Here is a 21,611-nt window from a genome sequence, read left to right on the forward strand (position 1 = left end):
GCCTCAGGCGCTGACCTGGGTTTCGTTGGCCAGCCGGTCGATGGCCGCGTCCAGCTCGTCCAGGGCGTGCTGGGCGGCCGGATCGTTCTGTTTCAGCAGGGTTTCGCTGCGCTGGCAGGCGGCGCGCAATTGCGGCACGCCGCAGTAGCGGGTGGCGCCGTGCAGGCGGTGGACCCGCTCGATCAGCGCCTTGCGCTCGCCGGCTTCGCGGGCCTGGCGGATCGCCTGGCGATCGCCCGGCAGCCCGGCCAGCAGCATGTTCAGCATGTCGCTGGCCAGGTCGGCCTTGCCGGCGGCCAGGCGCAGGCCCTCGGCGGCATCCAGCACGCTCAGCTGGCTGGCGCCGGCGCTGGGTTCGGCGGGGTGCTCCGGTGCCTGGCTGCGCAGGGCCAGGCCGGTCCACTTGAGTACCACCTGGGCCAGCTGGCGCTCGCTGATGGGCTTGGTCAGGTAGTCGTCGAGGCCGCTCTGCAGCAGGGCGCGGCGCTCGTTGGCCAGGGCGTGGGCGGTCAGGGCGATGATCGGCACCGGCGTGCGCTGGCGTTCGGCTTCCCACTGGCGGATCGCCTCGGTGGTCTGGCGACCGTCCATGCCGGGCATCTGCACGTCCATGAAGATCAGGTCGAAGCTGTCGTGCTGCACCTGTTCCAGGGCCTGGTAACCGCTGCTGGCGCCGCTCACCGTGGCGCCCATGTCCTCGAGCAGGGTGCGGACCAGCAGCAGGTTGGCCGGGTTGTCGTCAACGCACATGATGCGCGCGGCCCGGCCAGGGACCGGCGGGTCGGTTTCCCGGCGCAGCGGCAGGCGGGGGCTGATCAGTTCGGCCAGGGCGCGCTGTAGCTTGCGGGTGCAGGCGGGCTTGGCCTGCAGCTGGCTGTAGGCATCGGGCAGGGCCTCGTGGTAGAGCGCCTGCTCGGTGGTCGGACAGAGCACCACGGTCTTGCAGGCGAGGTGCTGCAGATCCCAGATACGCTGGCCCAGGTTGTCCGGCGGCAGGACCTGGGCGGTGACGCCGAGCACCGCCAGGTTGATCGGCTGCTCGCCGTGGCGGGCCTTGTCGACGGCCTCCAGCAGGCTGTCGAGGTCGGCGAAGGCGCTGACCTTCAGGCCGCAGTCCTCCAACTGGTGCTCCAGGGCCTGGCGCGCCAGGTCGTGGCTTTCGAGGAGCGCCACGCGCCGCCCCAGCAGGGGCGGGCGCGGCAGGTCCTCGGCGTCGTCGCGGGCCTTCGGCAGGCTCAGGCTGACCCAGAACTCCGAACCCTCGCCGGGGCTGCTGTCGACGCCGATCTCGCCGCCCATCTGCTCGATCAGGCGCTTGGAGATCACCAGGCCCAGGCCGGTGCCGCCGGCCTGGCGCGACAGCGAGTTGTCGGCCTGGCTGAAGGATTGGAACAGCGCGCGCAGGTCCTCGTCGGACAGGCCGATGCCGGTGTCCTGCACGCTGATGCGCAGCTGCGCGTGGTCGGCGCTCTCGTCCTCGAGCATGGCGCGCAGGACGATGCTGCCTTCGCGGGTGAACTTGATCGCGTTGCTCACCAGGTTGGTCAGCACCTGCTTGAGGCGCAGGGGGTCGCCAACCAGGGTCATGGGGGTGTCGCGGTAGACCAGGCTGAGCAGTTCCAGCTGCTTCTCGTGGGCCGCCGGGGCGAGGATGGTCAGGGTGTCCTGGAGCAGGTCGCGCAGGTTGAACGGAATGCTTTCGAGCACCAGCTTGCCGGCGTCGATCTTGGAGAAGTCGAGGATCTCGTTGATGATCCCCAGCAGGCTGTCGGCGGATTTCTCGATGGTGCCCAGGTAGTCCTGCTGGCGCGGGCTCAGCTCGCTCTTCTGCAGTAGGTTGGTGAAGCCGAGGATGCCGTTGAGCGGGGTGCGGATCTCGTGGCTCATGTTGGCGAGGAACTCGGACTTGATGCGGCTGGCCTCCAGGGCCTCCTTGCGCGCGAAGTCCAGTTCGATGTTCTGGATCTCGATGGTCTCCAGGTTCTGCCGTACGTCCTCGGTGGCCTGGTCGATGCTGTGCTGCAGTTCTTCCTGGGCGTTCTGCAGGGCCTCGGCCATGCGGTTGATGCCAGCGGCCAGCTCGTCCATCTCATGACTGCCGAGCGCCGGCAGGCGGGTTTCCAGATGGCCGTCCTGGAGCAGTGCGACGCTGTGCTTGATGCGTCGCAGCGGGTCGTTGATGCTGCGGCTCATGCGCATGGCCAGCAGGGCGGTGACGATCAGCCCGGTGGCGATCAGCAAGAGGCTGGCGAACAGGCTGCGATAGCCGCTGAGCAGGGTGCCGTGGTGCGACAGCTCCAGCTCCACCCAGCCGAGCAGGCGCTCGCCGGGGCCGTCGATCGCCGCCCCGGTCAGGTTCAGGTGCTGCTCGAATACTGGCAGGAGGAAACGCGTGGCGTCCTGGCCGGTGCGCCGCGCGGCCTGTAGTTCGCCGCCGCTGGGCGCGGCATTGAGCATGCTGGGCCCGGCGTGGGCCAGGTGCTTGCGCGCCGCGGCGAGGAAGCGCACCGCGCGCACGTCCGGCTGCTCCAGGGCCTGGGTGGCGATGCGCTGCAGCAGGGTGGCGTCGCCCCGCAGCAGGGCGGGGGCAGCCAGCGGGGCGAGCTGCTCGGTGATCATCTGCCCGCGCTGCAGCAACTGGGCCTGCAGGCCGGACAGTTGCACCCAGGTGAAATAGCCGCCGAGCACCAGCGCCAGCAGGCTGGTCGGCAACAGGGTGAGCATCAGCACCCGACCTTTGATGCCTAGATCCTTGAACACTCGCTTTCTCCTGCCCGGCCTATCACTGTCCTCAGTGCGCCAGTGTAGCGGCTGGCCTCGCGGGAATGACAGGCCCGCCCGCGTCGAGCCGATGCGCCCGGGTAGATCATCGTCGCGTTATGGCCGTCGCCGGTTTGCCGTTATCATGGGCGTCCCTTCTTGCCGTCTGGATTCGAGCGACGCCATGACCCTGCAGTTTCCCACCATCGCCGATTGCATCGGCAACACCCCGCTGGTGCGTTTGCAGCGCCTGCCGGGCACGACCTCCAACACCCTGCTGGTCAAGCTGGAGGGCAATAACCCGGCCGGCTCGGTGAAGGACCGCCCGGCGCTGTCGATGATCACCCGCGCCGAGCTGCGCGGCGATATCCGCCCCGGCGATACCCTGATCGAGGCCACCAGCGGCAATACCGGCATCGCCCTGGCGATGGCGGCGGCGATCAAGGGCTACGAGCTGATCCTGATCATGCCGGACAACATGAGCGCCGAGCGCAAGGCGGCGATGACCGCCTACGGCGCCGAGCTGGTGCTGGTGTCGCGCGAGGACGGCATGGAAGGCGCCCGCGACCTGGCCGAGAGCCTGCAGCGCGGCGGCCGTGGCAAGGTCCTCGACCAGTTCGCCAACGGCGACAACCCCGAGGCCCACTACAGCGGCACCGGCCCGGAAATCTGGCGCCAGACCCAGGGCCAGATCACTCATTTCATCAGCTCCATGGGCACCACCGGCACCATCATGGGGGTGTCGCGCTACCTCAAGGAGCAGAACCCGCAGGTGCAGATCGTCGGCCTGCAGCCGATGGAGGGCGCGTCGATTCCCGGCATCCGTCGCTGGCCGCAGGAATACCTGCCGAAGATCTATCAGGCCGAGCGGGTCGACCGGATCATCGACATGGCCCAGCGCGAGGCCGAAGACACCATGCGCCGTCTGGCGCGCGAGGAGGGGATCTTCTGCGGGGTGTCGTCCGGCGGTTCGGTGGCGGCCATGCTGCGCCTGTCCCAGGAAGTGGAGAACGCGGTGATGGTGGCGATCATCTGTGATCGTGGCGACCGTTACCTGTCCACCGGCGTGTACGACACGCCCCACGACTGATGGCCAAGAAGAGCGGTGGGCTGCGCTTTCAGCCCAGCGGCGGCGCGCGTGCGCCCCAGGTGCCGGTGGGCAAGAAGCAGCGTCTGAGCATCGAGCGCCTGGCCAATGATGGCCGTGGCATCGCTTTCGTCGAGGGGCGCACCTGGTTCGTCAGCGGCGCCCTGCCCGGGGAGGAGGTCGAGGCTCGCGTGCAGGGCGCCCGCAGCCAAGTGGTCGAGGCCCGCGCCGAGCGCATTCTCAGCGCCAGCCCGCAGCGCCGTCCCGAGCCCTGCGTCCATGCGCGAACCTGCGGCGGCTGCAGCGTGCAGCATATGCCCCACGCCGATCAGCTCGAACTCAAGCAGCGCCAGCTCGCCGAGCAGTTCAGCCGTGTGGCCGGGGTGCAGCCGCAGCGCTGGGCAGCGCCGCTGGTCGGCCCCGAGTTCGGCTACCGGCGTCGCGCGCGCATCGCCGTGCGCTGGGACGCCAAGGCCCGGCGCCTGGACGTCGGCTTTCGCGTCGCGGCCAGCCAGGGCATCGTCGCCATCGACGACTGCCCGGTTCTGGTACAGCCCTTGCAGCCTATCCTGCGGGCCTTGCCGAATGTGCTGAGGAGCCTGGACAAGCCCCAGGCCATCGGCCACGTAGAGCTGTTCCATGGCACCGCCAGCGCCATCTTGGTGCGTCACACCGCCGCCCTGGGCGAGGAGGACCTGGCGCGCCTGCAGGCGTTCGCCGAGGCCCAGGACGCGCAGCTGTGGCTGCAGGGCAGTGGCGAGCCCGAGCCGTTCGCCTCGGCGCCCGAGCTGGGCTATCGCCTGGAGCGCTGGAACCTGCAGCTGAGTTACCGGCCCGGGGACTTCGTCCAGGTCAATGCGCCGGTGAACGAGGCAATGGTCGCCCAGGCCCTGGAGTGGCTGGCGCCCCAGGCTGATGAACGGGTGCTGGACCTGTTCTGCGGCCTGGGCAACTTCGCCCTGCCGCTGGCCCGTGAGGTGCGCGAGGTGGTGGCGGTGGAAGGGGTGCAGGCGATGGTCGAGCGGGCTGAGCAGAATGCCGCCGGCAATGGCCTGGATAACGTGCGGGTGGTGCGGGCCGACCTGGCCGAGCCCCTGGCCGACGCCGGCTGGGCCCAGGGCGGCTTCGCCGCCGTGCTGCTCGACCCGCCGCGCGACGGCGCGCTGCAGGTGGTCCGGCAGATCGGCGCGCTGGGCGCCCGGCGCCTGGTGTACGTCTCGTGCAACCCGGCGACCCTGGCCCGCGACAGTGCCGAGTTGCTGGCGCAGGGCTACAGGCTGAGCCAGGCGGGCATCCTCGACATGTTTCCGCAGACCGCCCATGTCGAGGCGATGGCGTTGTTCGAAAAGCCGTAGGTCGGGATCTGCCCCGCGCAAGGCGTCTTGTTTTTGCGTTGGGGTAACCTTATCTAGGTTCAACAGGGTGGGCAGGGAGCGCACCTCAAGCAGTTAAACCGACTGGCCCGGAGAAGGCCGGCGATCGTTCGGGGCGCCGCATGCGCACCGTAAGGGAAGGTAAGCAGTATGGTTCAGGTGAGAGCGCATCAGCCGATCAACGATGACGGCAGCATCAATCTCGAGGCCTGGCTGGAGCATGTGCTCAGTGTCGATCCGGCGCTGGACCGCGAGGCCTTGCACGACGCCTGCGAGTTCGCCCGCGAGGCCGAGCAGCAGGCCAATGCCGCGCAGAATCTGTGGGCCGAGGGCGCGTCGAGTTTCCGCGCCGGCCTGGAGATCGCCGAGATTCTCGCCGACCTCAAGCTCGATCAGGACTCCCTGGTGGCCGCGGTGATCTACCGTGGCGTGCGTGAGGGCAAGGTGACCCTGGCGGCCGTGCATCAGCGCTTCGGCCCGGTGGTGGCCAAGCTGATCGACGGCGTGCTGCGCATGGCGGCGATCAGCGCCAGCCTCAACCCGCGCGATTCCCTGGTGCTCGGTTCCCAGGCCCAGGTGGAGAACCTGCGCAAGATGCTGGTGGCCATGGTCGACGACGTGCGCGTGGCCCTGATCAAACTGGCCGAGCGCACCTGCGCGATCCGCGCGGTCAAGGAAGCCGACGACGAGAAGCGCCAGCGCGTGGCGCGCGAGGTCTTCGACATCTACGCGCCGCTGGCCCACCGCCTGGGCATCGGCCATATCAAATGGGAGCTGGAAGACCTGTCCTTCCGCTACCTGGAGCCCGACCAGTACAAGCAGATCGCCAAGCTGCTGCACGAGCGGCGCCTGGACCGCGAGCAGTACATCAACGATGCGATGGACCACCTGCGCGCCGAGCTGGAGGCCACCGGGATCAAGCCCGACATCAGCGGTCGGGCGAAACACATCTATTCGATCTGGCGCAAAATGCAGCGCAAGGGCCTGCAGTTCAGCCAGATCTACGACGTGCGCGCGGTGCGCGTGCTGGTGCCGGAGATGCGCGACTGCTACACCGCGCTGGGCATCGTCCACACCCTCTGGCGGCACATCCCCAAGGAGTTCGACGACTACATCGCCAACCCCAAGGAAAACGGCTATCGCTCGCTGCATACCGCGGTGCTCGGCCCCGAGGGCAAGGTGCTGGAGGTGCAGATCCGCACCCACGCCATGCACGAGGAGGCGGAGCTGGGGGTGTGCGCCCACTGGCGCTACAAGGGCACCGACGTCAAGTCCGGCTCCAATCACTACGAAGAGAAGATCTCCTGGCTGCGCCAGGTGCTCGAGTGGCACGAGGAGCTGGGCGACATCGGCGGCCTGGCCGAGCAGTTGCGGGTGGATATCGAGCCCGACCGGGTCTACGTGTTCACCCCGGATGGCCACGCCATCGACCTGCCCAAGGGCGCCACGCCGCTGGATTTCGCCTACCGGGTGCATACCGAGATCGGCCACAACTGCCGTGGCGCCAAGATCAACGGGCGCATCGTGCCGCTCAACTACAGCCTGCAGACCGGCGAGCAGGTGGAGATCATCACCAGCAAGCACGGTACGCCGAGCCGCGACTGGCTGAACAGCAACCTGGGCTATGTCACCACCTCGCGGGCACGGGCGAAGATCGTCCACTGGTTCAAGCTGCAGGACCGTGACCAGAACGTCGCCGCCGGCAAGGCCATGCTCGAGCGCGAGCTGGGCCGCCTGGCCCTGCCGCAGGTGGAGTTCGACGCGCTGGCCGAGAAGGCCAACCTGAAGAGCGCCGAGGACCTGTTCGCCGCCCTCGGCGCCGGCGACGTGCGCCTGGCCCACCTGGTCAACCTGGCCCAGCAGCTGGTGGAGCCGGAGCGCGGCAGCGAGCAGCTCGAGCTGATCCCGCGCAAGGCCCTGGGCTTCCGCCCGGGCAAGCGCGGCGATATCCAGATCCAGGGCGTCGGCAACCTGCTGACGCAGATGGCCGGCTGCTGCAAGCCGCTGCCGGGCGACCCGATCGTCGGCTACATCACCCTCGGTCGCGGGGTCAGCATCCACCGCCAGGACTGCGCCTCGGTGCTGCAGATGGCCGGGCGCGAGCCGGAGCGGATCATCCAGGTCAGCTGGGGGCCGGTGCCGGTGCAGACCTACCCGGTGGATATCGTCATCAAGGCCTACGATCGCTCCGGCCTGCTGCGCGACGTGACCCAGCTGCTGCTCAACGAGAAGCTCAATGTGCTGGCGGTCAATACCCAGTCGAACAAGGAAGACAACACCGCGTCGATGTCGATCACGGTGGAGATTCCCGGGCTGGATGCACTGGGACGCCTGCTCGGACGCATCTCGCAGCTGCCCAATATCATCGAGGCCCGGCGCCAGCGGCCGTCCTGAGCCGCACGCGCGCCAGCCCTGGGGGCGCCGCTTCATTCGTCCGCCGGCGTGCCGAAAGCCCGCCGATGGACGGGCAAGGCGTCATCCACCCTACGTCGATCGGAGCTTCGCATGTATCAACTCGACGACCTGTTGCACCTGATGGCCCGCCTGCGGGACCCGCAATATGGCTGCCCCTGGGACCTCAAGCAGTCCTACGCGAGCATCGTGCCGCACACCATCGAAGAAGCCTATGAGGTGGCCGACGCCATCGAGCGCGGCGACTTCGAGCATCTGCCCGGCGAGCTGGGCGACCTGCTGTTCCAGGTGGTGTATTACAGCCAGCTGGCCAGCGAGGAGGGGCGCTTCGCCTTCGCCGAGGTGGTCGACGGCATCACCCGCAAGCTGGTGCATCGTCATCCCCATGTGTTTGTCGATGGCGACCTGTATGGCGCGCCAGACGCGGCCAGGCTGGAAGAGGCGGCGGTCAAGCAGCGCTGGGAAGAGCTCAAGGCCGAGGAGCGGGCGCAGAAGGCCGTCGCGCCGGAGCAGCTGTCCCTGCTCGACGACGTGCCCCTGGCCCTGCCGGCCTTGAGTCGCGCCACCAAGTTGCAGAAGCGCGCCGCCCAGGTCGGCTTCGACTGGCCCGCGGCCCTGCCGGTGGTGGACAAGGTGCGCGAGGAGCTGGACGAGGTGCTCGAGGCCATGAGCGAGAACGACCCGGAGGCGATCGCCGAGGAGATCGGTGATCTACTGTTCGTGGTGACCAACCTGGCGCGGCACCTCAAGGTCGACCCGGAGTCGGCCCTGCGCGCCGCCAATGGCAAGTTCGAGCAGCGCTTCCGTTTTATCGAGCAGGCCTTGCGCGAAGCGGGTCGGGCCATCGAAGATTGCTCCCTGGAAGACCTGGACGCGCTCTGGGGTGAAGCCAAGAAACTGGAAAAGCGCGACAGGCCGTCGGCCTGCTAGGCAGGTTCGAGCGCGGCTCGTCGCATATTTAATGTTCGTCGGTTAAAGGTAGGTTATGGCTCTTTCACTACGCGACCAGTTGCTCAAAGCCGGGCTGGTCAACGAGAAGCAGGCCAAGCAGGTCAGCAAAGAGAAGCAGAAGCAGAAGCGCCTGGAGCACAAGGGCCAGGTCGAGAAGGACGAGTCGCAGAAGCTCGCCGCCCAGCAGGCCATGGCCGAGAAGGCCGCCCGCGACCAGGAGCTCAATCGCCAGCAGCAGGAGAAGGCCGAGCAGAAGGCCCGCGCCGCGCAGATCAAGCAGTTGATCGAGGTGTCGCGTCTGCCCAAGTTGACCACCGAGGATTACTACAACTTCGTCGACGACAAGAAGGTCAAGCGCCTGTCGGTGAACAAGCTGATGCGCGACAAGCTCAGCTGCGGCTCGTTGGCCATCGTCCGTCACGGCGGCGGCTACGAGGTGATCCCGCGTGAGGCGGCGCTGAAGATCCAGGCCCGTGACGCGCAGCGCATCGTCCTGCTCAATACGCCGACCGAGGCGCCGGACGCCGACGACCCCTACGCCGCCTATCAGGTGCCGGACGACCTGATGTGGTAATGCTCTCTTTATAAAAGTCGGGCCCGTCCCGGCTTTTGCATGGCGGCGAACTGCATGCCTGCATGGGTGAGGAATGGCAGATGGACCACGGCTACCAGCCACTGAACTGCGATCTCCATGACTACCTGGAGATCGCCTGCCTGCATCGCTATCGGCTGCGCATCGAACTGGTCGACGGCGGCCAGTTGGACGCTGAGGCGCTGACCACGCAAACCACGGCAAGCAAGGAAGAGTTCCTGATCGTGCGAGCTGCCGCTGGCGAGCAGCGCCTGCGTCTCGACCGCCTGCTCGCGATCACGCCGCTGACCCCGGGGGCCAGTTTCGCCCGTGTGCTATTGCGCGGGGATCTTTGCTGAGGCCATGAAAAAGCCGGGCGTTGCCCGGCTTTCCTGGTGCGATCGCGCTCAGTCGCGACGGCCTTCGACCGGCTTGCCGTCGACCGTGCCGTCCTCGAGCATGATCTGGTATTCCTTGCCGTCCTTCTCCACCTGATGCAGGCGCACCAGCAGGTAGCTCCAGTCCTTGGCGAACCAGAGGATGGTCTTGCGCTTGCTCTGGGTCGGGTCGCGCACGCGCTCGACCTTGATCGCATCGATCAAGCCTGCGCGGGTGCGCACGGTTTCTTCGCCAAGCACGCGGAAGTCGTAGGTCTCGATCTCGTCGCCATCGACCACCTGGTAGCTCATGCTCTTCTTGCCGGCGGCGACATCCTGCTGCAGCACCAGCTGGTAGGTCGACTTGTCCTGCAGGCCGCGGTTGAGGGCGAAGCGCACCGGTTCGCCGCGGTCACTGCCCAGGACCTGCTTGCTGCTCCAGTCGAAGTCCTGTTCGACCACCTTGCCCTTGCCCAGCCCACTGCGTTCGAAGCGGTAGGTCTGCGGCAGGAAGGCGCCGTTGTCGACGCGGAAGGTGCTGGTCTCGCTGAGGCTGGCGACCAGCATGGAGGCCTCGAAGTTGAGCTGCCAGCGGCCGTCGTCCAGCGCCTGCAGGCCGCGTTCGGCCGAGCCGCTGACCGGCACCTGCTTCCAGTCGGCGGTGTAGCTGGCGGAGAACGGCTTCAGCTCGACGGCGAAGGCCGGCAGGCAGAGTAGGGCAAGGGCGAACGTTAAGGCGCGACGCATAATGTCTCCTAGGTTCGGAAGAGGTGGCCGGTGCTCGGAAGCGGCTGGCCGTCGAGCATTGCCCCGTGCTCACCAAGGTGCAAGCGCCCCTCGGCGAACCAGCGCACGGCCAGCGGGTAGATCAGGTGTTCCTGCTCGTGGACCCGTTGCGCCAGGCTGGCTGCAGAATCGTCCGTCTGGACCGGGATCACAGCCTGTACGACCAGCGGTCCGCCATCGAGTTCCTCGGTGACGAAGTGCACGCTGCAGCCGTGCTCGCGGTCGCCGGCCTCCAGCGCCCGCTGGTGGGTGTGCAGGCCCTTGTACTTGGGCAGCAGCGAGGGGTGGATGTTCAGCAGGCGTCCGGCGTAGTGGCGGACGAAGCCCGGGGTAAGGATGCGCATGAAACCGGCCAGCACCACCAGTTGCGGGGCGAAGGCGTCGATGGCTTCGATCAGTGCCGCATCGAAGGCATCGCGACCCTCGAAGGCCTTGTGGTCGAGCACCCGGGTGGCGATGCCGGCGGCTTGCGCCCGCTCCAGGCCGTAGGCATCTGCGCGGTTGGAAATCACCGCGCAGATGCGCGCCGGCTGCTCGCTGGCGCGGGTGCTGTCGATCAGCGCCTGCAGGTTGCTGCCGGAGCCGGAGATCAGCACCACTACATTGCAGGCTGACGGCATCAGTGCTGCTTCAGGTTGTTCAGCACGACCCGCTCGGCACCCTCGGCGGCCGCGGCGATCTGGCCGATCACCCAGGGCTGTTCGCCGGCCTGGCGCAGGCAGGCGAGGGCGCCGTCGACCTGATCCTGGGCGACGCAGATGACCATGCCGACGCCACAGTTGAGCACGCGGTGCATTTCATGCTCGTCGACGTTGCCTTGTTCCTGCAGCCAGTCGAATACCGCCGGGCGCTGCCAGCTGGCCACGTCGAGCACCGCCTGGGCGCCTTCCGGCAGCACCCGCGGGATGTTGTCGAGCAGGCCGCCACCAGTGATGTGGGCCATGGCCTTGACCGCGCCGGTGTCCTTGATCAGCTGCAGCAGCGGCTTGACGTAGATGCGCGTCGGCGCCATCAGCAGTTCGGTCAGCGGCTGGCCATCGAGCTGGATGGCTTCGATATCGGCACCGGAGACTTCGATGATCTTGCGAATCAGCGAGTAGCCATTGGAGTGCGGGCCGGAGGAGGGCAGGGCGATCAGGGCGTCGCCGGTCTGCACGCGGGAGCCGTCGATGATCTCGGCCTTCTCCACCACGCCGACGCAGAAGCCGGCCAGGTCGTAGTCCTCGCCTTCGTACATGCCGGGCATTTCCGCGGTCTCGCCGCCAACCAGGGAGCAGCCGGCCAGTTCGCAGCCGGCGCCGATGCCGGTGACTACGGTGGCGGCTACGTCGACGTTGAGTTTGCCGGTGGCGTAGTAGTCGAGGAAGAACAGCGGCTCGGCGCCACACACCACCAGGTCGTTGACGCACATGGCCACCAGGTCCTGGCCGATGCTGTCGTGCTTGTTCAGGTTCAGCGCCAGGCGCAGCTTGGTGCCGACGCCGTCGGTACCGGACACCAGTACCGGCTGCTTGTAGCCGGCCGGGATCTCGCAGAGCGCGCCGAAGCCGCCCAGCCCACCCATGACTTCCGGACGTGCGGTGCGCTTGGCCACGCCTTTGATGCGCTCGACCAGGGCTTCGCCCGCGTCGATGTCTACACCTGCGTCCTTGTAGCTGATGGAGGGTTGCTTGCTCATAGATCCAGGCCTTTGAAGGGGGAAATCGGATGTGCACCGGCGCTGCAATGGCCGGCCTGCGAAGGCGCGCGATTTTATCAGGCTTGCCGGGCAGCGGCCAGCCGCCGCGGTTGCCGGGGCGCGGGTGGCTGTTTAATGTATGAGGCTCCGCGCGCCGCCCGCCAGGCCATAGCGCGCCGCCTTCCGCCTGTCGAGAGCCCATTCCATGCCCCTGATCGCTCGCCTGCTTGTCCTGTGTCTGTCGCTGTATAGCCTGCCGGGGCTTGCGGCGACCTTGAGCGATCTCTACCAGGTGCGCGAGCCGGTCGCCAGCCAGCAGCCGGAGGCGCGCGACGCGGCCCTGGGGCGCGCCCTGGAGACCCTGGTGCTGCGCCTGACCGGCAGCCGCGACGCCGCGCAGAGCGAGGTTTTGGCCGACCTGCGCAAGGATCCGCAACAGATCGTCGCGCAGTACGGTTACGAGGGTGACGACCTGCTGGTGGACTTCGACCCGCTCAGCACCGATCGTCAATTGCGCCAGGCTGGCTTGTCCCTGTGGGGCAGCAACCGGCCGGCGATCATGGCCTGGTGGCTGAATGAGGGTGTCGGCGGTTCCAGCCTCGTGGGCGATGGCCAGGATAGCGCCGCCCCCCTGCGCCGGGCGGCGCAACACCGTGGCCTGCCGCTGCGCCTGCCGCTGGCGGATCTCGATGAGCAACTGCTGGCCACGCCTGAAAGCCTGGCCGCCAACGACCCGCAGGCCTTGCGTTCGGCGTCCGAGCGCTACTCGGCCGATGCGCTGCTGGCGGTTTCGGCCCGTGAAGTCGACGGCCAGTGGCAGGCGCAGTGGCGCCTGTGGCTGGGCGAGGGGCGGGAGCAAGGCAAGGCCCAGGGCGATGACCCGCTTGCCCTGGCCGATGCGGTGTTCCTGGCCGTCAGCGAACGCTTGGCGCCACGTTTCGTGGTGGCGCCCGGCGCCGCCACCAGCCTGCTCCTGGAAGTCGAGGGCGTCGATGTGGCGCGGTTCGCCGAGTTGCAGCGCCTGCTCGAGCCACTCGGCGCGCAGCTCAGCCAGATACAGGGCGACCGGGTGACCTACCGGGTCAATGCCAGTCCCGCGCAGCTGCGCGCGCAGTTGGCCTTGCTGCGCCTGCAGGAAGTGCCGGCGCAGGCCGCGCCTATCGATGCCAGCCAGTCGCCGGCGGAGCAAGCGGCGCCGCAGCTGTTGCCGCGTACCGAAATCCTGCGCTTTCGCTGGTAGACTGGCGCCCCGTAACGCGCGACCCCGCACCAGTGCCGCCTGTTCGGCAATGACGGGGCGGCGGACGGCTGCAGAGTGGGGCCATGGGCACTCTTCGGCTGCGGTTATGTCCCAGGCAGTGCATTTCGCCAACTGAGGGCTGAGGATGATCGATTCACGTCGCTGGCTATGGATAGCCGGGCTGTTGCTGCTCGGCTGGTTGCTGTACCTGTTGCACCCCATTCTCACGCCCTTCCTGATGGGGGTGCTGCTCGCCTACCTGGGCGATCCCCTGGTGGATCGGCTGGAGCGCTGGAAGCTGTCGCGCACCTGGGGGGTGATCCTGGTGTTCGTGTTGTTCGGCCTGATCCTGGCGCTGATGCTGCTGGTGCTGGTGCCGATGCTGGGCAAGCAGCTGATGCGCCTGTATGAGCTGACCCCGCAGATGCTCGACTGGGCCCAGCACGATGCGCTGCCCTGGGTGCAGGGGCAATTGGGCCTGAGCGACGGCTTCTGGCGCTTCGATCAGCTCAAGGCCGCGTTGTCCGGGCACCTGGGCAAGACCACCGATATCCTCGGCCTGCTGCTGTCCCGGGCCACCGCCTCGGGCCTGGCGCTGGTGGCCTGGCTGGCCAATCTGCTGTTGATCCCGGTGGTGACCTTCTACCTGTTGCGCGACTGGGACCTGATGATCGCCAAGCTCCGTGGCCTGCTGCCGCGCAACCGCGAGGGCCTGGTGGTGACCCTGTTCGCCGAATGCCATGAGGTGCTCGGCGCCTTCCTGCGCGGGCAATTGCTGGTGATGCTGGCGCTAGGGCTGGTGTATGCCGCCGGTCTGATGGCGCTGGGCCTGGAGCTGGGCCTGCTGATCGGCCTGCTGGCGGGGCTGGCCAGCATCGTGCCCTACCTGGGCGTGGTGGTTGGCGTCGCCGCGGCACTGACCGCCGGGTTGTTCCAGTTCGGTGGCGAGCTCTATCCGCTGCTGGCCATCGCCGCGGTGTTCGCAGTCGGCCAGCTGCTCGAAGGCATGCTGCTGACCCCCTGGCTGGTCGGCGACCGCATCGGCCTGCATCCGGTGGCGGTGATCTTCGCGATCATGGCCGGCGGCCAGCTGTTCGGCTTCAGTGGCGTGCTGCTGGCCCTGCCGGTCGCCGCGGTGATCATGGTTTTGCTGCGCCATGCCCATGATTTCTATAAACTTTCCGCTCTTTACGGAGAGTCCCCCCGCGGCTCCGACGAACCGCAGAGTCCTGCATGACGCCCATTCAATTGCCGTTAGGCGTTCGCTTACGCGATGACGCCACCTTTGCCAACTACTATCCGGGGGCCAACGCCGCCGCGCTCGGCTATGTCGAGCGCCTGTGCGAGGCCGAGGCCGGCTGGACGGAAAGCCTGATCTACCTGTGGGGCGCCGAAGGCGTAGGCTGCAGCCACCTGCTACAGGCGGCCTGCCTGCGCTTCGAGCAGCGCGGCGAGCCGGCGGTGTACCTGCCGCTGGCGGAGGTGGTGGAGTACGGGCCGGAGATCCTCGACAACCTCGAGCAGTGCGAGCTGGTGTGCCTCGACGAGCTGGATGCCGTGGCTGGACGCGGCGACTGGGAGGAGGCCCTGTTCCACCTGTTCAATCGCCTGCGCGACAGCGGTCGGCGCTTGTTGCTGGCGGCCGACAAGTCGCCACGGGAGCTGGCCATCAGGCTTCCCGACCTGCAGTCGCGGCTGACCCTGGCGCTGGTCTTCCAGTTGCACGAGTTGTCCGACGAGGACAAGTTGCGCGCCTTGCAGCTGCGCGCCTCGCGCCGCGGCCTGAACATGAGCGATGAGGTCGGCCGGTTCATCCTCACCCGTGGCGAGCGCAGCATGAGCGCCCTGTTCGAACTGCTCGAGCGCCTCGACCAAGCCTCGCTGCAGGCCCAGCGCAAGCTGACCATTCCCTTCCTCAAGGAAACCCTGGGCTGGTAGATCCCTGGGGCACCTGACTCGCCTGGCGGGAGTCAGGTGCGAGGGCGTTGCCTGGCCGTCGCTCAGCTCTCCCCGGCCAGCCTGCGGTTGTACTGGAAGCACCAGCGGGTATAGAGCAGGGCGGCGCAGAACAGGCTGAAGCTGAGCAGGGTTTCAAGCCAGCCGAACAGCGCCTTGGATGGATCGAAGGCCGCCAGCACCCCTTGGATGAAGTACAGGTTGACCACGAAGCAGGCCCAGGCGTGGGCGCGGGCATTGCCGAGCAGCATGCCGGGCCCCAGCAGCAGCAGGGGCAGCAGCTGGAACGCCAGGATCACCCAGAGCAGCTTGTCTGGCAGGTCGGCGAACGCCAGGTTCCACACCAGCAGCAGAATCGTCAGGGCCAGGAAGCTGATCAGGCTGATGGCGCGGCTGATCGCCAGGCGCGGCTTCAGCCACTCGAGGGCCGGCAACGGCTTGGGGGTTCTAGCCACGGGCACTCTCCAGTTTCATTGCGGTCTGCGCCAGGCGCTGGCCGAGCGTGCGGCACAGGCTGATCTCGTGTTCGTCGAGGGCGCGCTTGCCATCGGCGCCGGCATGGTGGCTCGGCCCGTAGGGCGTGCCGCCGCCACGGGTTTCCAGCAGGGCCGATTCGCTGTAGGGCAGGCCGGTGATCAGCATGCCGTGGTGCAGCAGCGGCAGCATCATCGACAGCAGGGTGGTTTCCTGGCCGCCGTGCAGGCTGGCGGTGGAGGTGAATACCCCGGCCGGTTTGCCCACCAGGCCGCCGCTGAGCCACAGGCTGCTGGTGCCGTCGAGGAAGTATTTCAGCGGTGCGGCCATGTTGCCGAAGCGCGTCGGGCTGCCCAGGGCCAGGCCGGCGCAGTGTTTGAGATCGTCGAGGCTGACATACAGCGGGCCGTCCTCGGGAATCTCCGGCGTGACCGCTTCGCACTCCGTGGACACGGCCGGCACCGTGCGCAGGCGGGCTTCCAGGCCGCCCATCTCGACGCCGCGGGCAATCTGCCGGGCCATCTGCGCGGTGGCGCCGTGGCGGCTGTAGTACAGCACCAGGATGTAGGCGCCGCTCACGACAGCAGCTCCAGGACCCTCTCCGGTGGGCGGCCGATCACCGCCTTGTCACCGGCGATGAGGATCGGACGCTCGATCAGCTTGGGGTGGCTAACCATGGCCTCGATCAGCTGCGCTTCGCTCAGGCCGGGCTCGGCCAGGTTCAGGGTGCGGTATTCCTCTTCGCCGCTGCGCAGCAATTGCCGGGCGCCGATGCCGAGCTTGCCGAGCAGCGCCTGCAGTTGTGCGGCGCTGGGCGGACTTTCCAGGTAGCGCACGATGCTCGGCGTCAGCCCGCGCTCCTCGAGCAGTTGCAGGGCGCTGCGGGATTTCGAGCAGCGAGGATTGTGATACAGGGTCAGGTCGGTCATGGGCGGGTCGCATCTTGGATCGAGTGGCGGCTATTCTAACCGCGTCGGGGCTTGAGTCTGAACTGCTCGGCGTTTCGACGGCCGGACCGGGCCAATGGGGCCATTCGCTAAGGAGAGGGCATGGGGCAGCGTTTCACTGATTGGCTGGAGTTCTGGCGTTTTCTGCTGCAGCGCTTCCATGCCGATCGCGGCGCCAACAATGCCGCGGCCCTGACCTACACCACGCTGTTCGCGGTGGTGCCGATGATGACCGTGACCTTCTCCATGCTCTCGGCGGTGCCGGCCTTCCAGGGCACCGGTGAGCAGATTCAGAGCTTCATCTTCCGCAACTTCGTGCCCTCGGCCGGCGAGACCGTGCAGGGCTATCTGCGCGACTTCACCGCCCAGGCCCGGCAACTGACCTGGATCGGCGTGGTGGTGCTGGCGGTCACGGCGTTCTGGATGCTGGTGACCATCGAGAAAGCCTTCAATACCATCTGGCGGGTGCGCCAGGCCCGGCGCGGGGTGTCGAGCTTTCTGCTGTACTGGGCGATCCTCAGCCTGGGGCCGATTCTCCTGGGTGCCGGTTTCGCGATCAGCACCTATATCGCGTCGCTGTCGCTGATTTCCGGTCCCGACGCGCTGCTCGGCGCCGAGACCCTGCTGGGCGTCATGCCGCTGACCTTCAGTGTGGCGGCCTTCACCCTGCTCTACGCCTCGGTCCCGAATGCGCGCGTGCCACTGCGCCACGCGCTCCTCGGCGGGTTGTTCACCGCGGTGCTGTTCGAGGTGGCCAAGGCGCTGTTCGGCCTCTACGTGCGCTTGTTTCCGGGCTATCAGCTGGTCTATGGCGCCTTCGCCACGGTGCCGCTGTTCCTCTTGTGGATCTACCTCTCCTGGTTGATCGTGCTGTTTGGCGCCGAGCTGGTCTGCAACCTGGGGGCGACCCAGCAGTGGCGGCGCCGCGCCGTGCCGCGGCTGTTGGTGGCCCTGGGCATCCTGCGGGTGTTCCATGAGCGCCAGCAGACCGGACTGAAGGTGCGCCATCGGGATATGCCGGACCAGGGCTGGCCGCTGCCGGAGCATGAGTGGGATGAGGTGTTGGCGTTTCTCGAGCGCCAGCACCTGGTGGCCCCCACCGGTGCGGGGGGCTGGGTGTTGAGTCGCGACCTGGCCCACTACAGCCTGCAGCAGTTGCTGTCCCATTGCCCCTGGCCGCTGCCGCGACTCGGCCAGCTGCCGGAGCAGCTCGACGAGCCCTGGTATCCGGCGCTGCGCAGTGCCCTGGAGCGGCTGCATGAAGAGCAGGCGACGCTGTTCGGCGAGAGCTTGGCGGACTGGCTGCATCCGCCGCAGTGACAAAAAACGTCAGTTTACGGCGCGGCGCCGGCTTGATGAGGGTAGTGCCAGCGGCGATGGCGCGCAGGGAGGCGGTGCGAGGCACTGGCACGCTTCTGGCTACAGCCTGACGGGGCTGGGATCGTTCAAGGGAGTAGGCCGGTTATGACGACGAGCAAGGGTGAGGTGATTCACCTGCATGAGCGCGACCAGCAGGCTGCGCTGCAGCGGCTGAATCGAATTACCGGGCTGAGTTTTGCACGCTGGCCGGAGTCGCTGGTGCGGGCGGTGGAGGTCGAAGCGCCGCCGGCACCGCGGGAGCCAGACGGCCTCGTGGCGAGGCTGGACGCGCAGTCCGGTTAGGCCAGGCTGCCTGCAAGCGGCTGGCTGCTGGTGCTGACGGCTGTCTCGACGGCCTGGACGAACAGCTCCTCGACGACCAGGCTCTGCGCCGGCACCGCGGAGCGCAGCCGTACCTGCATGTCTTCGATCTTCTGCTTGACCGGCAAACGGGCGATTCCGGACAGGAGGATCTTGTTGTGCGCGCTGACTTTACCGTGGTCCACCGCCACCTCACGGCGCTTGTCGCCGTCTCGGTAGTTGATCAGCAGCGATACGGGCAGGCTGGCGAGGCCCGGAAGCTGTAGCCAGACGGCGACGTTGTACTCGGCCACGCGCCCTTCGTAGGCGGTAACCTGCGGGCGGGCTACTTCGACGATGCGCGCGGGCACGGGGCCGATCAACTTGTCGTGGGCTTGGGTCATGATCGCTGTCTTCCAGACTGATGGCGGGTGAGTCAAGTACGAGCCAGGAAATTATAGGCAGGGCATGGCCAGCGATTCTGTGCACTCGGCCGCCGTGCGGCGTGATCCTTCTCGCAGTTTCTTTCTCTAGGCCAATTGCAGCGGATAGCGGGCGATCGAGCTGGTGGCGAGGTTGGCGGCCGGCAGTGGCAGGATCGCCTGGTTGTGCATGCCGGGCAGCTGCAGCCAGAGGTGCTCGCCTTCGGCAAACTGGCCGTTGGGCAGCCACAGGCCGTGATGCCAGCCATTGCCCGGCGCCGGCGTGCTCTGCAGGACGCCGGGATGGGTCTGCGCGCTGGGCGCGCGGCGCAACCAGGCCGGGCGCGGCAGGCCCTTGAGGTAACGCAGGCCCAGGTGCAGGCCCTCGTCATTGAGGTGGCGCCAGCGCACCAGAGCCAGGATGGGAGTGCCGCTGCCGGTGAGCAGGAGCGCCAGCTGGCCGACGGCCAGTTGGGTGGCCTGATCGGGATTGCACAGCAGGCGCGCGCCGCCGGGACTGTTGTCGAGCATCTGCGCTGGGGAGCGCGGGGGCAGCTTTTCCAGGAGCTGGGCATGAATGGCCGGCAGGCCGATCACCAGGTCGCACGGGGCGGCCTGCTCGGTGCGCGGATGGCGTCGCTGTTGGCGGCCCAGCCAATGGTGCTGTACCTGGCCGAGCAGGCGACGCTCCTCGGCACCTTGCAGGGGGGCGGGCTCATGCAGGGCGATCAACAGGGCGCCGAGTTCGAGATGGCGTAGATTGGCCTGGTCGCCCTCCGGTTTCTGGGTATAGCTCAGGCAGGGCTGCGACTCGGTCAGGTCGACGATCGGCCCCTCCGCGTCGCCTTCTACGTCCCATGGCAGCAAGCGTGCGAGTTCGGCCAGCGGGGCGAGGGCGCCGAAGAGGCGGGGGCATTCACCTTCGACGAGATGGAAGGGATTGCTCAGGGCCAGCAGCAGCATCTGCTGATAGAGTCCGCGCAGGGTATTGGCCGGCCGTGGACTGAACGTGGCCGCCACCTGTTCGTCCAGGCACTGCTGATGCTCGCCGATCCAGTACAGCAGGTGGCTGTCGCGCCACAGGCTGGGTGGAGGTTCGTGGTAGCGCTGGTAATGGCGCAGCAGGCTCTGCGCCAGGAAGTGCAGGGCCATATACAGACACCAGGCCAGGTGCGGACGGGACGGCTGGCGGCCCTGCAATATCTGCAGCAACAGGCGCTTGAAGCCGATCGCCAGTTCGCCGCACAGGTGCACGAACAGTGCCGGCGGCGCCGCTTTGTCCTGGTAGGCCGCGGCGTAGTGCCGGTACTGGTCGCTGAAGCTTTGCAGCGCCCGCTGCCTTTCGAGTAAGGTCATGCCACTGCGGTTGATTCGAAACAGCAGGCTCAGGACCTGCTGCAGCGCAGTGTCTTGCGGTTGCAGGCGGGCCTGAGTCAACTGCTCGTTGAGTTCGGCCAGCGAGACGGCGTCTTCTTCGAGGATGTCCGGTACTTCCAGGCGCAAGGCATCGAGCGTCATATCAACCCTGCGTGGACGAGGATCGAATGCATGGGAACGCGACTCCGGGCTGTTGGGCGTGCTGTTATGGGGCTCTGCGCCGGCCTGATCCTGGCCGGCTGCTCCGATGACGCGGGCGTCGATCAGCATGGTCGAAAGGTAGCGGTTGAGCAGCTCGAAGGCCAGTGGTTAGTGATTAATTACTGGGCGGAGTGGTGCGCGCCGTGCCGCAGCGAGATTCCCGAGCTGAATGCTCTGGCCAGGCAGTTGCAGGACCTGCCGGTGCGTGTGGTGGGGGTGAACTTCGATGGATTGCAGGGTGAGGAACTCAGTCAGGCTGCGCAGGCCATGGGGATCGAGTTCATCGTACTGGAGCAGGACCCGGCGACGCGTTTCCAGTTGCCACGCAACGAGGTGCTGCCGGTCACCTATATAGTCGATGACCGCGGACAGGTGCGTGAGCGCTTGTTGGGCGAGCAGACGGCAGCCGGGCTGACGGCCCGCCTGAGTGAATTGCGCAGCGGAGGGTAGCCAGTGGCACGGATATGTTTGCACGGGTACGTCAGCGGCCGGGTGCAGGGCGTGTACTACCGCCAGAGCACCGTCGAGCAGGCCGAGCAGTTGCAACTGAACGGCTGGGTGCGCAACCTCGACGACGGGCGGGTCGAGGTGTTGGTCGAGGGCGAGGAGTCGGCGGTGCACAGCCTGGCCGCCTGGCTGGAGCACGGCCCGAGTGGGGCCCAGGTGAGCGCCGTCGAATTGCAGGAGCAGCCCCTGCAAGGCATCGCCGGGTTTGTCCTGCGCCGCTAGACGGCTGCCGTCGCCAATCAAGTCGGCGCGTGCGGGCTAGGGTTTGACGTACCAGAAGTCATGCCAGAAGCCGATCACCTTGGCCGGGTAGCGCTGCTGGCCGAGGCTGCCGTTGTAGCGCGCCAGGGCGCGGGTCAGGTTGCCGTTCTCCTTGCGCAGATAGAAGCTGAGGATGGTGCAGCCGTAGCGCAGGTTGGTGGCGATATCGGTGAGGTTGTCCTGCGGTCGGCCGAGTTCGGCCTTCCAGAACGGCATCACCTGCATCATGCCCTGGGCGCCGGCCGACGAAATGGCGAAGCGGTCGAAGTGGCTTTCGGCATGGATCAACGCCAGTACCAGATCCGGTCGCAGCCCGGCCTTGCTGGCCTCTCGATGCACCAGCCGGAGCAGGCTCAGGCGCTGTTGCGGTGCGGGCACATAGCGCGCCAGGCGGGTGGACATGTCCAGCAGCCAGACTTCGGCGTCGAAGCGATCCTGAAAACTGTCGGCTTCGGCCACCGTGCGCTGCAGCACGTCGCGCAGTTCGGGGTCCGGGGCCTGGCGCAGGCTGGCATGGCTGGTCGCGCACAGGCACAGCAGCAGCGTCGCCAGGGCCAGGCGCGAAGGCATGG

23 protein-coding genes are annotated in these 21,611 nt (G+C 67.4%); 13 read left to right on the top strand and 10 right to left on the bottom strand.

Translation table 11 applies throughout. The annotated features are described in order from the left end of the window. Positions 1-3: 3 nt before the first annotated feature. Positions 4-2,760: a response regulator gene (locus tag LPB260_RS26640; protein ID WP_208708893.1), complete on the bottom strand. Its 2,757-nt coding sequence runs from the start codon at positions 2,758-2,760 to the stop codon at positions 4-6. Between the two features lie 184 nt (positions 2,761-2,944). Between LPB260_RS26640 and cysM the strand changes: the two genes are divergently transcribed. The 6 genes from cysM (at position 2,945) to LPB260_RS26670 (ending at position 9,513) form a co-directional block, all read left to right on the top strand. Next, complete coding sequence (gene cysM, locus LPB260_RS26645) at positions 2,945-3,850, top strand: cysteine synthase CysM (RefSeq protein WP_208708894.1); 906 nt, start codon at positions 2,945-2,947, stop codon at positions 3,848-3,850. Continuing rightward, positions 3,850-5,202, top strand: coding sequence for a 23S rRNA (uracil(1939)-C(5))-methyltransferase RlmD (rlmD, locus tag LPB260_RS26650; protein WP_208708895.1), 1,353 nt, complete (start codon positions 3,850-3,852; stop codon positions 5,200-5,202). The genes cysM and rlmD overlap by 1 nt, the downstream gene beginning before the upstream one ends. A 168-nt stretch (positions 5,203-5,370) precedes the next feature. Then, positions 5,371-7,614, top strand: a complete 2,244-nt coding sequence (gene relA, locus LPB260_RS26655; RefSeq protein ID WP_208708896.1) for a GTP diphosphokinase — start codon at positions 5,371-5,373, stop codon at positions 7,612-7,614. Between the two features lie 111 nt (positions 7,615-7,725). After that, on the top strand, positions 7,726-8,562 hold the full coding sequence (gene mazG / locus LPB260_RS26660; RefSeq protein WP_208708897.1) for a nucleoside triphosphate pyrophosphohydrolase: 837 nt from the start codon (positions 7,726-7,728) through the stop codon (positions 8,560-8,562). Positions 8,563-8,617: 55 nt separating this feature from the next. Beyond that, on the top strand, positions 8,618-9,157 hold the full coding sequence (locus tag LPB260_RS26665; RefSeq protein ID WP_208708898.1) for a DUF2058 domain-containing protein: 540 nt from the start codon (positions 8,618-8,620) through the stop codon (positions 9,155-9,157). A gap of 62 nt (positions 9,158-9,219) precedes the next feature. Next, on the top strand, positions 9,220-9,513 hold the full coding sequence (locus LPB260_RS26670; protein ID WP_371926140.1) for a Rho-binding antiterminator: 294 nt from the start codon (positions 9,220-9,222) through the stop codon (positions 9,511-9,513). A 48-nt stretch (positions 9,514-9,561) separates the two neighbouring features. Here the strand turns inward: LPB260_RS26670 and LPB260_RS26675 are convergent, their stop codons facing one another. From LPB260_RS26675 to purM, 3 genes are read right to left on the bottom strand one after another with little or no spacing between them, the layout of a single operon-like run. Next, on the bottom strand, positions 9,562-10,278 hold the full coding sequence (locus tag LPB260_RS26675; protein ID WP_208708899.1) for a DUF3108 domain-containing protein: 717 nt from the start codon (positions 10,276-10,278) through the stop codon (positions 9,562-9,564). Between the two features lie 8 nt (positions 10,279-10,286). Further along, a complete protein-coding gene (purN, locus tag LPB260_RS26680) occupies positions 10,287-10,937 on the bottom strand; it encodes a phosphoribosylglycinamide formyltransferase (protein ID WP_208708900.1) in 651 nt (216 codons plus the stop codon). Further along, positions 10,937-11,995 carry a phosphoribosylformylglycinamidine cyclo-ligase gene (purM, locus tag LPB260_RS26685; RefSeq protein WP_208708901.1) on the bottom strand — a complete coding sequence of 353 codons (1,059 nt, stop codon included), beginning with the start codon at positions 11,993-11,995 and terminating at the stop codon, positions 10,937-10,939. The genes purN and purM overlap by 1 nt, the downstream gene beginning before the upstream one ends. Before the next feature lie 205 nt (positions 11,996-12,200). Between purM and LPB260_RS26690 the strand changes: the two genes are divergently transcribed. From LPB260_RS26690 to hda, 3 genes are all read left to right on the top strand, one after another. After that, on the top strand, positions 12,201-13,235 hold the full coding sequence (locus LPB260_RS26690; protein WP_208708902.1) for a DUF2066 domain-containing protein: 1,035 nt from the start codon (positions 12,201-12,203) through the stop codon (positions 13,233-13,235). Between the two features lie 145 nt (positions 13,236-13,380). Beyond that, positions 13,381-14,472: an AI-2E family transporter gene (locus tag LPB260_RS26695; RefSeq protein ID WP_208708903.1), complete on the top strand. Its 1,092-nt coding sequence runs from the start codon at positions 13,381-13,383 to the stop codon at positions 14,470-14,472. Beyond that, entirely contained in the window at positions 14,469-15,173 is a 705-nt protein-coding gene (gene hda / locus LPB260_RS26700; protein ID WP_208708904.1) for a DnaA regulatory inactivator Hda, read from the top strand. Before LPB260_RS26695 ends, hda begins: the two co-directional genes overlap by 4 nt. 62 nt (positions 15,174-15,235) lie before the next feature. Here hda and LPB260_RS26705 read toward each other — a convergent pair whose 3' ends face one another. The 3 genes from LPB260_RS26705 to arsC are packed head-to-tail and all read right to left on the bottom strand — an operon-like array spanning position 15,236 to position 16,594. Next, positions 15,236-15,646: a DUF2069 domain-containing protein gene (locus tag LPB260_RS26705; protein WP_208708905.1), complete on the bottom strand. Its 411-nt coding sequence runs from the start codon at positions 15,644-15,646 to the stop codon at positions 15,236-15,238. Beyond that, positions 15,639-16,244 (bottom strand): NAD(P)H:quinone oxidoreductase, encoded by a 606-nt coding sequence (gene wrbA / locus LPB260_RS26710; protein WP_208708906.1) that lies wholly within the window; start codon positions 16,242-16,244, stop codon positions 15,639-15,641. The genes LPB260_RS26705 and wrbA overlap by 8 nt, the downstream gene beginning before the upstream one ends. Then, positions 16,241-16,594: an arsenate reductase (glutaredoxin) gene (gene arsC, locus LPB260_RS26715; protein WP_208708907.1), complete on the bottom strand. Its 354-nt coding sequence runs from the start codon at positions 16,592-16,594 to the stop codon at positions 16,241-16,243. The genes wrbA and arsC overlap by 4 nt, the downstream gene beginning before the upstream one ends. A gap of 120 nt (positions 16,595-16,714) precedes the next feature. Between arsC and LPB260_RS26720 the strand changes: the two genes are divergently transcribed. Beyond that, positions 16,715-17,932, top strand: coding sequence for a virulence factor BrkB family protein (locus LPB260_RS26720; RefSeq protein ID WP_208708908.1), 1,218 nt, complete (start codon positions 16,715-16,717; stop codon positions 17,930-17,932). Between the two features lie 144 nt (positions 17,933-18,076). Next, positions 18,077-18,274 (top strand): hypothetical protein, encoded by a 198-nt coding sequence (locus tag LPB260_RS26725; protein WP_208706597.1) that lies wholly within the window; start codon positions 18,077-18,079, stop codon positions 18,272-18,274. Here the strand turns inward: LPB260_RS26725 and LPB260_RS26730 are convergent. Both LPB260_RS26730 and LPB260_RS26735 read right to left on the bottom strand, forming a co-directional pair. Beyond that, positions 18,271-18,675: a hypothetical protein gene (locus tag LPB260_RS26730; protein WP_208708909.1), complete on the bottom strand. Its 405-nt coding sequence runs from the start codon at positions 18,673-18,675 to the stop codon at positions 18,271-18,273. The two genes, LPB260_RS26725 and LPB260_RS26730, sit on opposite strands and share 4 nt — an antisense overlap. A gap of 126 nt (positions 18,676-18,801) precedes the next feature. Further along, positions 18,802-20,211 (bottom strand): PilZ domain-containing protein, encoded by a 1,410-nt coding sequence (locus LPB260_RS26735; RefSeq protein ID WP_208708910.1) that lies wholly within the window; start codon positions 20,209-20,211, stop codon positions 18,802-18,804. A gap of 30 nt (positions 20,212-20,241) precedes the next feature. Here LPB260_RS26735 and LPB260_RS26740 point away from each other — a divergent pair, with 30 nt between their 5' ends. Next, the gene (locus tag LPB260_RS26740) at positions 20,242-20,721 is read left to right on the top strand and encodes a TlpA disulfide reductase family protein (protein ID WP_208708911.1); all 480 of its coding nucleotides are present in this window, start codon (positions 20,242-20,244) and stop codon (positions 20,719-20,721) included. 3 nt (positions 20,722-20,724) lie between these two features. Further along, on the top strand, positions 20,725-21,000 hold the full coding sequence (locus LPB260_RS26745; protein WP_208708912.1) for an acylphosphatase: 276 nt from the start codon (positions 20,725-20,727) through the stop codon (positions 20,998-21,000). A 36-nt stretch (positions 21,001-21,036) separates the two neighbouring features. On the opposite strand, the gene LPB260_RS26750 is transcribed toward LPB260_RS26745, so the two are convergent. Further along, positions 21,037-21,609: a transglycosylase SLT domain-containing protein gene (locus LPB260_RS26750; protein WP_208708913.1), complete on the bottom strand. Its 573-nt coding sequence runs from the start codon at positions 21,607-21,609 to the stop codon at positions 21,037-21,039. Between the last annotated feature and the right edge of the window lie 2 nt (positions 21,610-21,611).

The sequence above is a fragment of the Pseudomonas sp. LPB0260 genome, from assembly GCF_013388395.1.

Coding starts and splice junctions, on each gene's coding strand:
- mazG (WP_208708897.1), top strand. CDS start 7,726: ATGTATCAACTCGACGACCTGTTGCACCTGATGGCCCGCCTGCGGGAC.
- LPB260_RS26670 (WP_371926140.1), top strand. CDS start 9,220: ATGGGTGAGGAATGGCAGATGGACCACGGCTACCAGCCACTGAACTGC.
- LPB260_RS26750 (WP_208708913.1), bottom strand. CDS start 21,609: ATGCCTTCGCGCCTGGCCCTGGCGACGCTGCTGCTGTGCCTGTGCGCG.
- arsC (WP_208708907.1), bottom strand. CDS start 16,594: ATGACCGACCTGACCCTGTATCACAATCCTCGCTGCTCGAAATCCCGC.
- cysM (WP_208708894.1), top strand. CDS start 2,945: ATGACCCTGCAGTTTCCCACCATCGCCGATTGCATCGGCAACACCCCG.
- LPB260_RS26665 (WP_208708898.1), top strand. CDS start 8,618: ATGGCTCTTTCACTACGCGACCAGTTGCTCAAAGCCGGGCTGGTCAAC.
- LPB260_RS26675 (WP_208708899.1), bottom strand. CDS start 10,278: ATGCGTCGCGCCTTAACGTTCGCCCTTGCCCTACTCTGCCTGCCGGCC.
- purM (WP_208708901.1), bottom strand. CDS start 11,995: ATGAGCAAGCAACCCTCCATCAGCTACAAGGACGCAGGTGTAGACATC.
- LPB260_RS26740 (WP_208708911.1), top strand. CDS start 20,242: ATGGGAACGCGACTCCGGGCTGTTGGGCGTGCTGTTATGGGGCTCTGC.
- LPB260_RS26695 (WP_208708903.1), top strand. CDS start 13,381: ATGATCGATTCACGTCGCTGGCTATGGATAGCCGGGCTGTTGCTGCTC.
- LPB260_RS26720 (WP_208708908.1), top strand. CDS start 16,715: ATGGGGCAGCGTTTCACTGATTGGCTGGAGTTCTGGCGTTTTCTGCTG.
- hda (WP_208708904.1), top strand. CDS start 14,469: ATGACGCCCATTCAATTGCCGTTAGGCGTTCGCTTACGCGATGACGCC.
- LPB260_RS26725 (WP_208706597.1), top strand. CDS start 18,077: ATGACGACGAGCAAGGGTGAGGTGATTCACCTGCATGAGCGCGACCAG.
- LPB260_RS26735 (WP_208708910.1), bottom strand. CDS start 20,211: ATGACGCTCGATGCCTTGCGCCTGGAAGTACCGGACATCCTCGAAGAA.
- LPB260_RS26730 (WP_208708909.1), bottom strand. CDS start 18,675: ATGACCCAAGCCCACGACAAGTTGATCGGCCCCGTGCCCGCGCGCATC.
- relA (WP_208708896.1), top strand. CDS start 5,371: ATGGTTCAGGTGAGAGCGCATCAGCCGATCAACGATGACGGCAGCATC.
- rlmD (WP_208708895.1), top strand. CDS start 3,850: ATGGCCAAGAAGAGCGGTGGGCTGCGCTTTCAGCCCAGCGGCGGCGCG.
- LPB260_RS26690 (WP_208708902.1), top strand. CDS start 12,201: ATGCCCCTGATCGCTCGCCTGCTTGTCCTGTGTCTGTCGCTGTATAGC.
- purN (WP_208708900.1), bottom strand. CDS start 10,937: ATGCCGTCAGCCTGCAATGTAGTGGTGCTGATCTCCGGCTCCGGCAGC.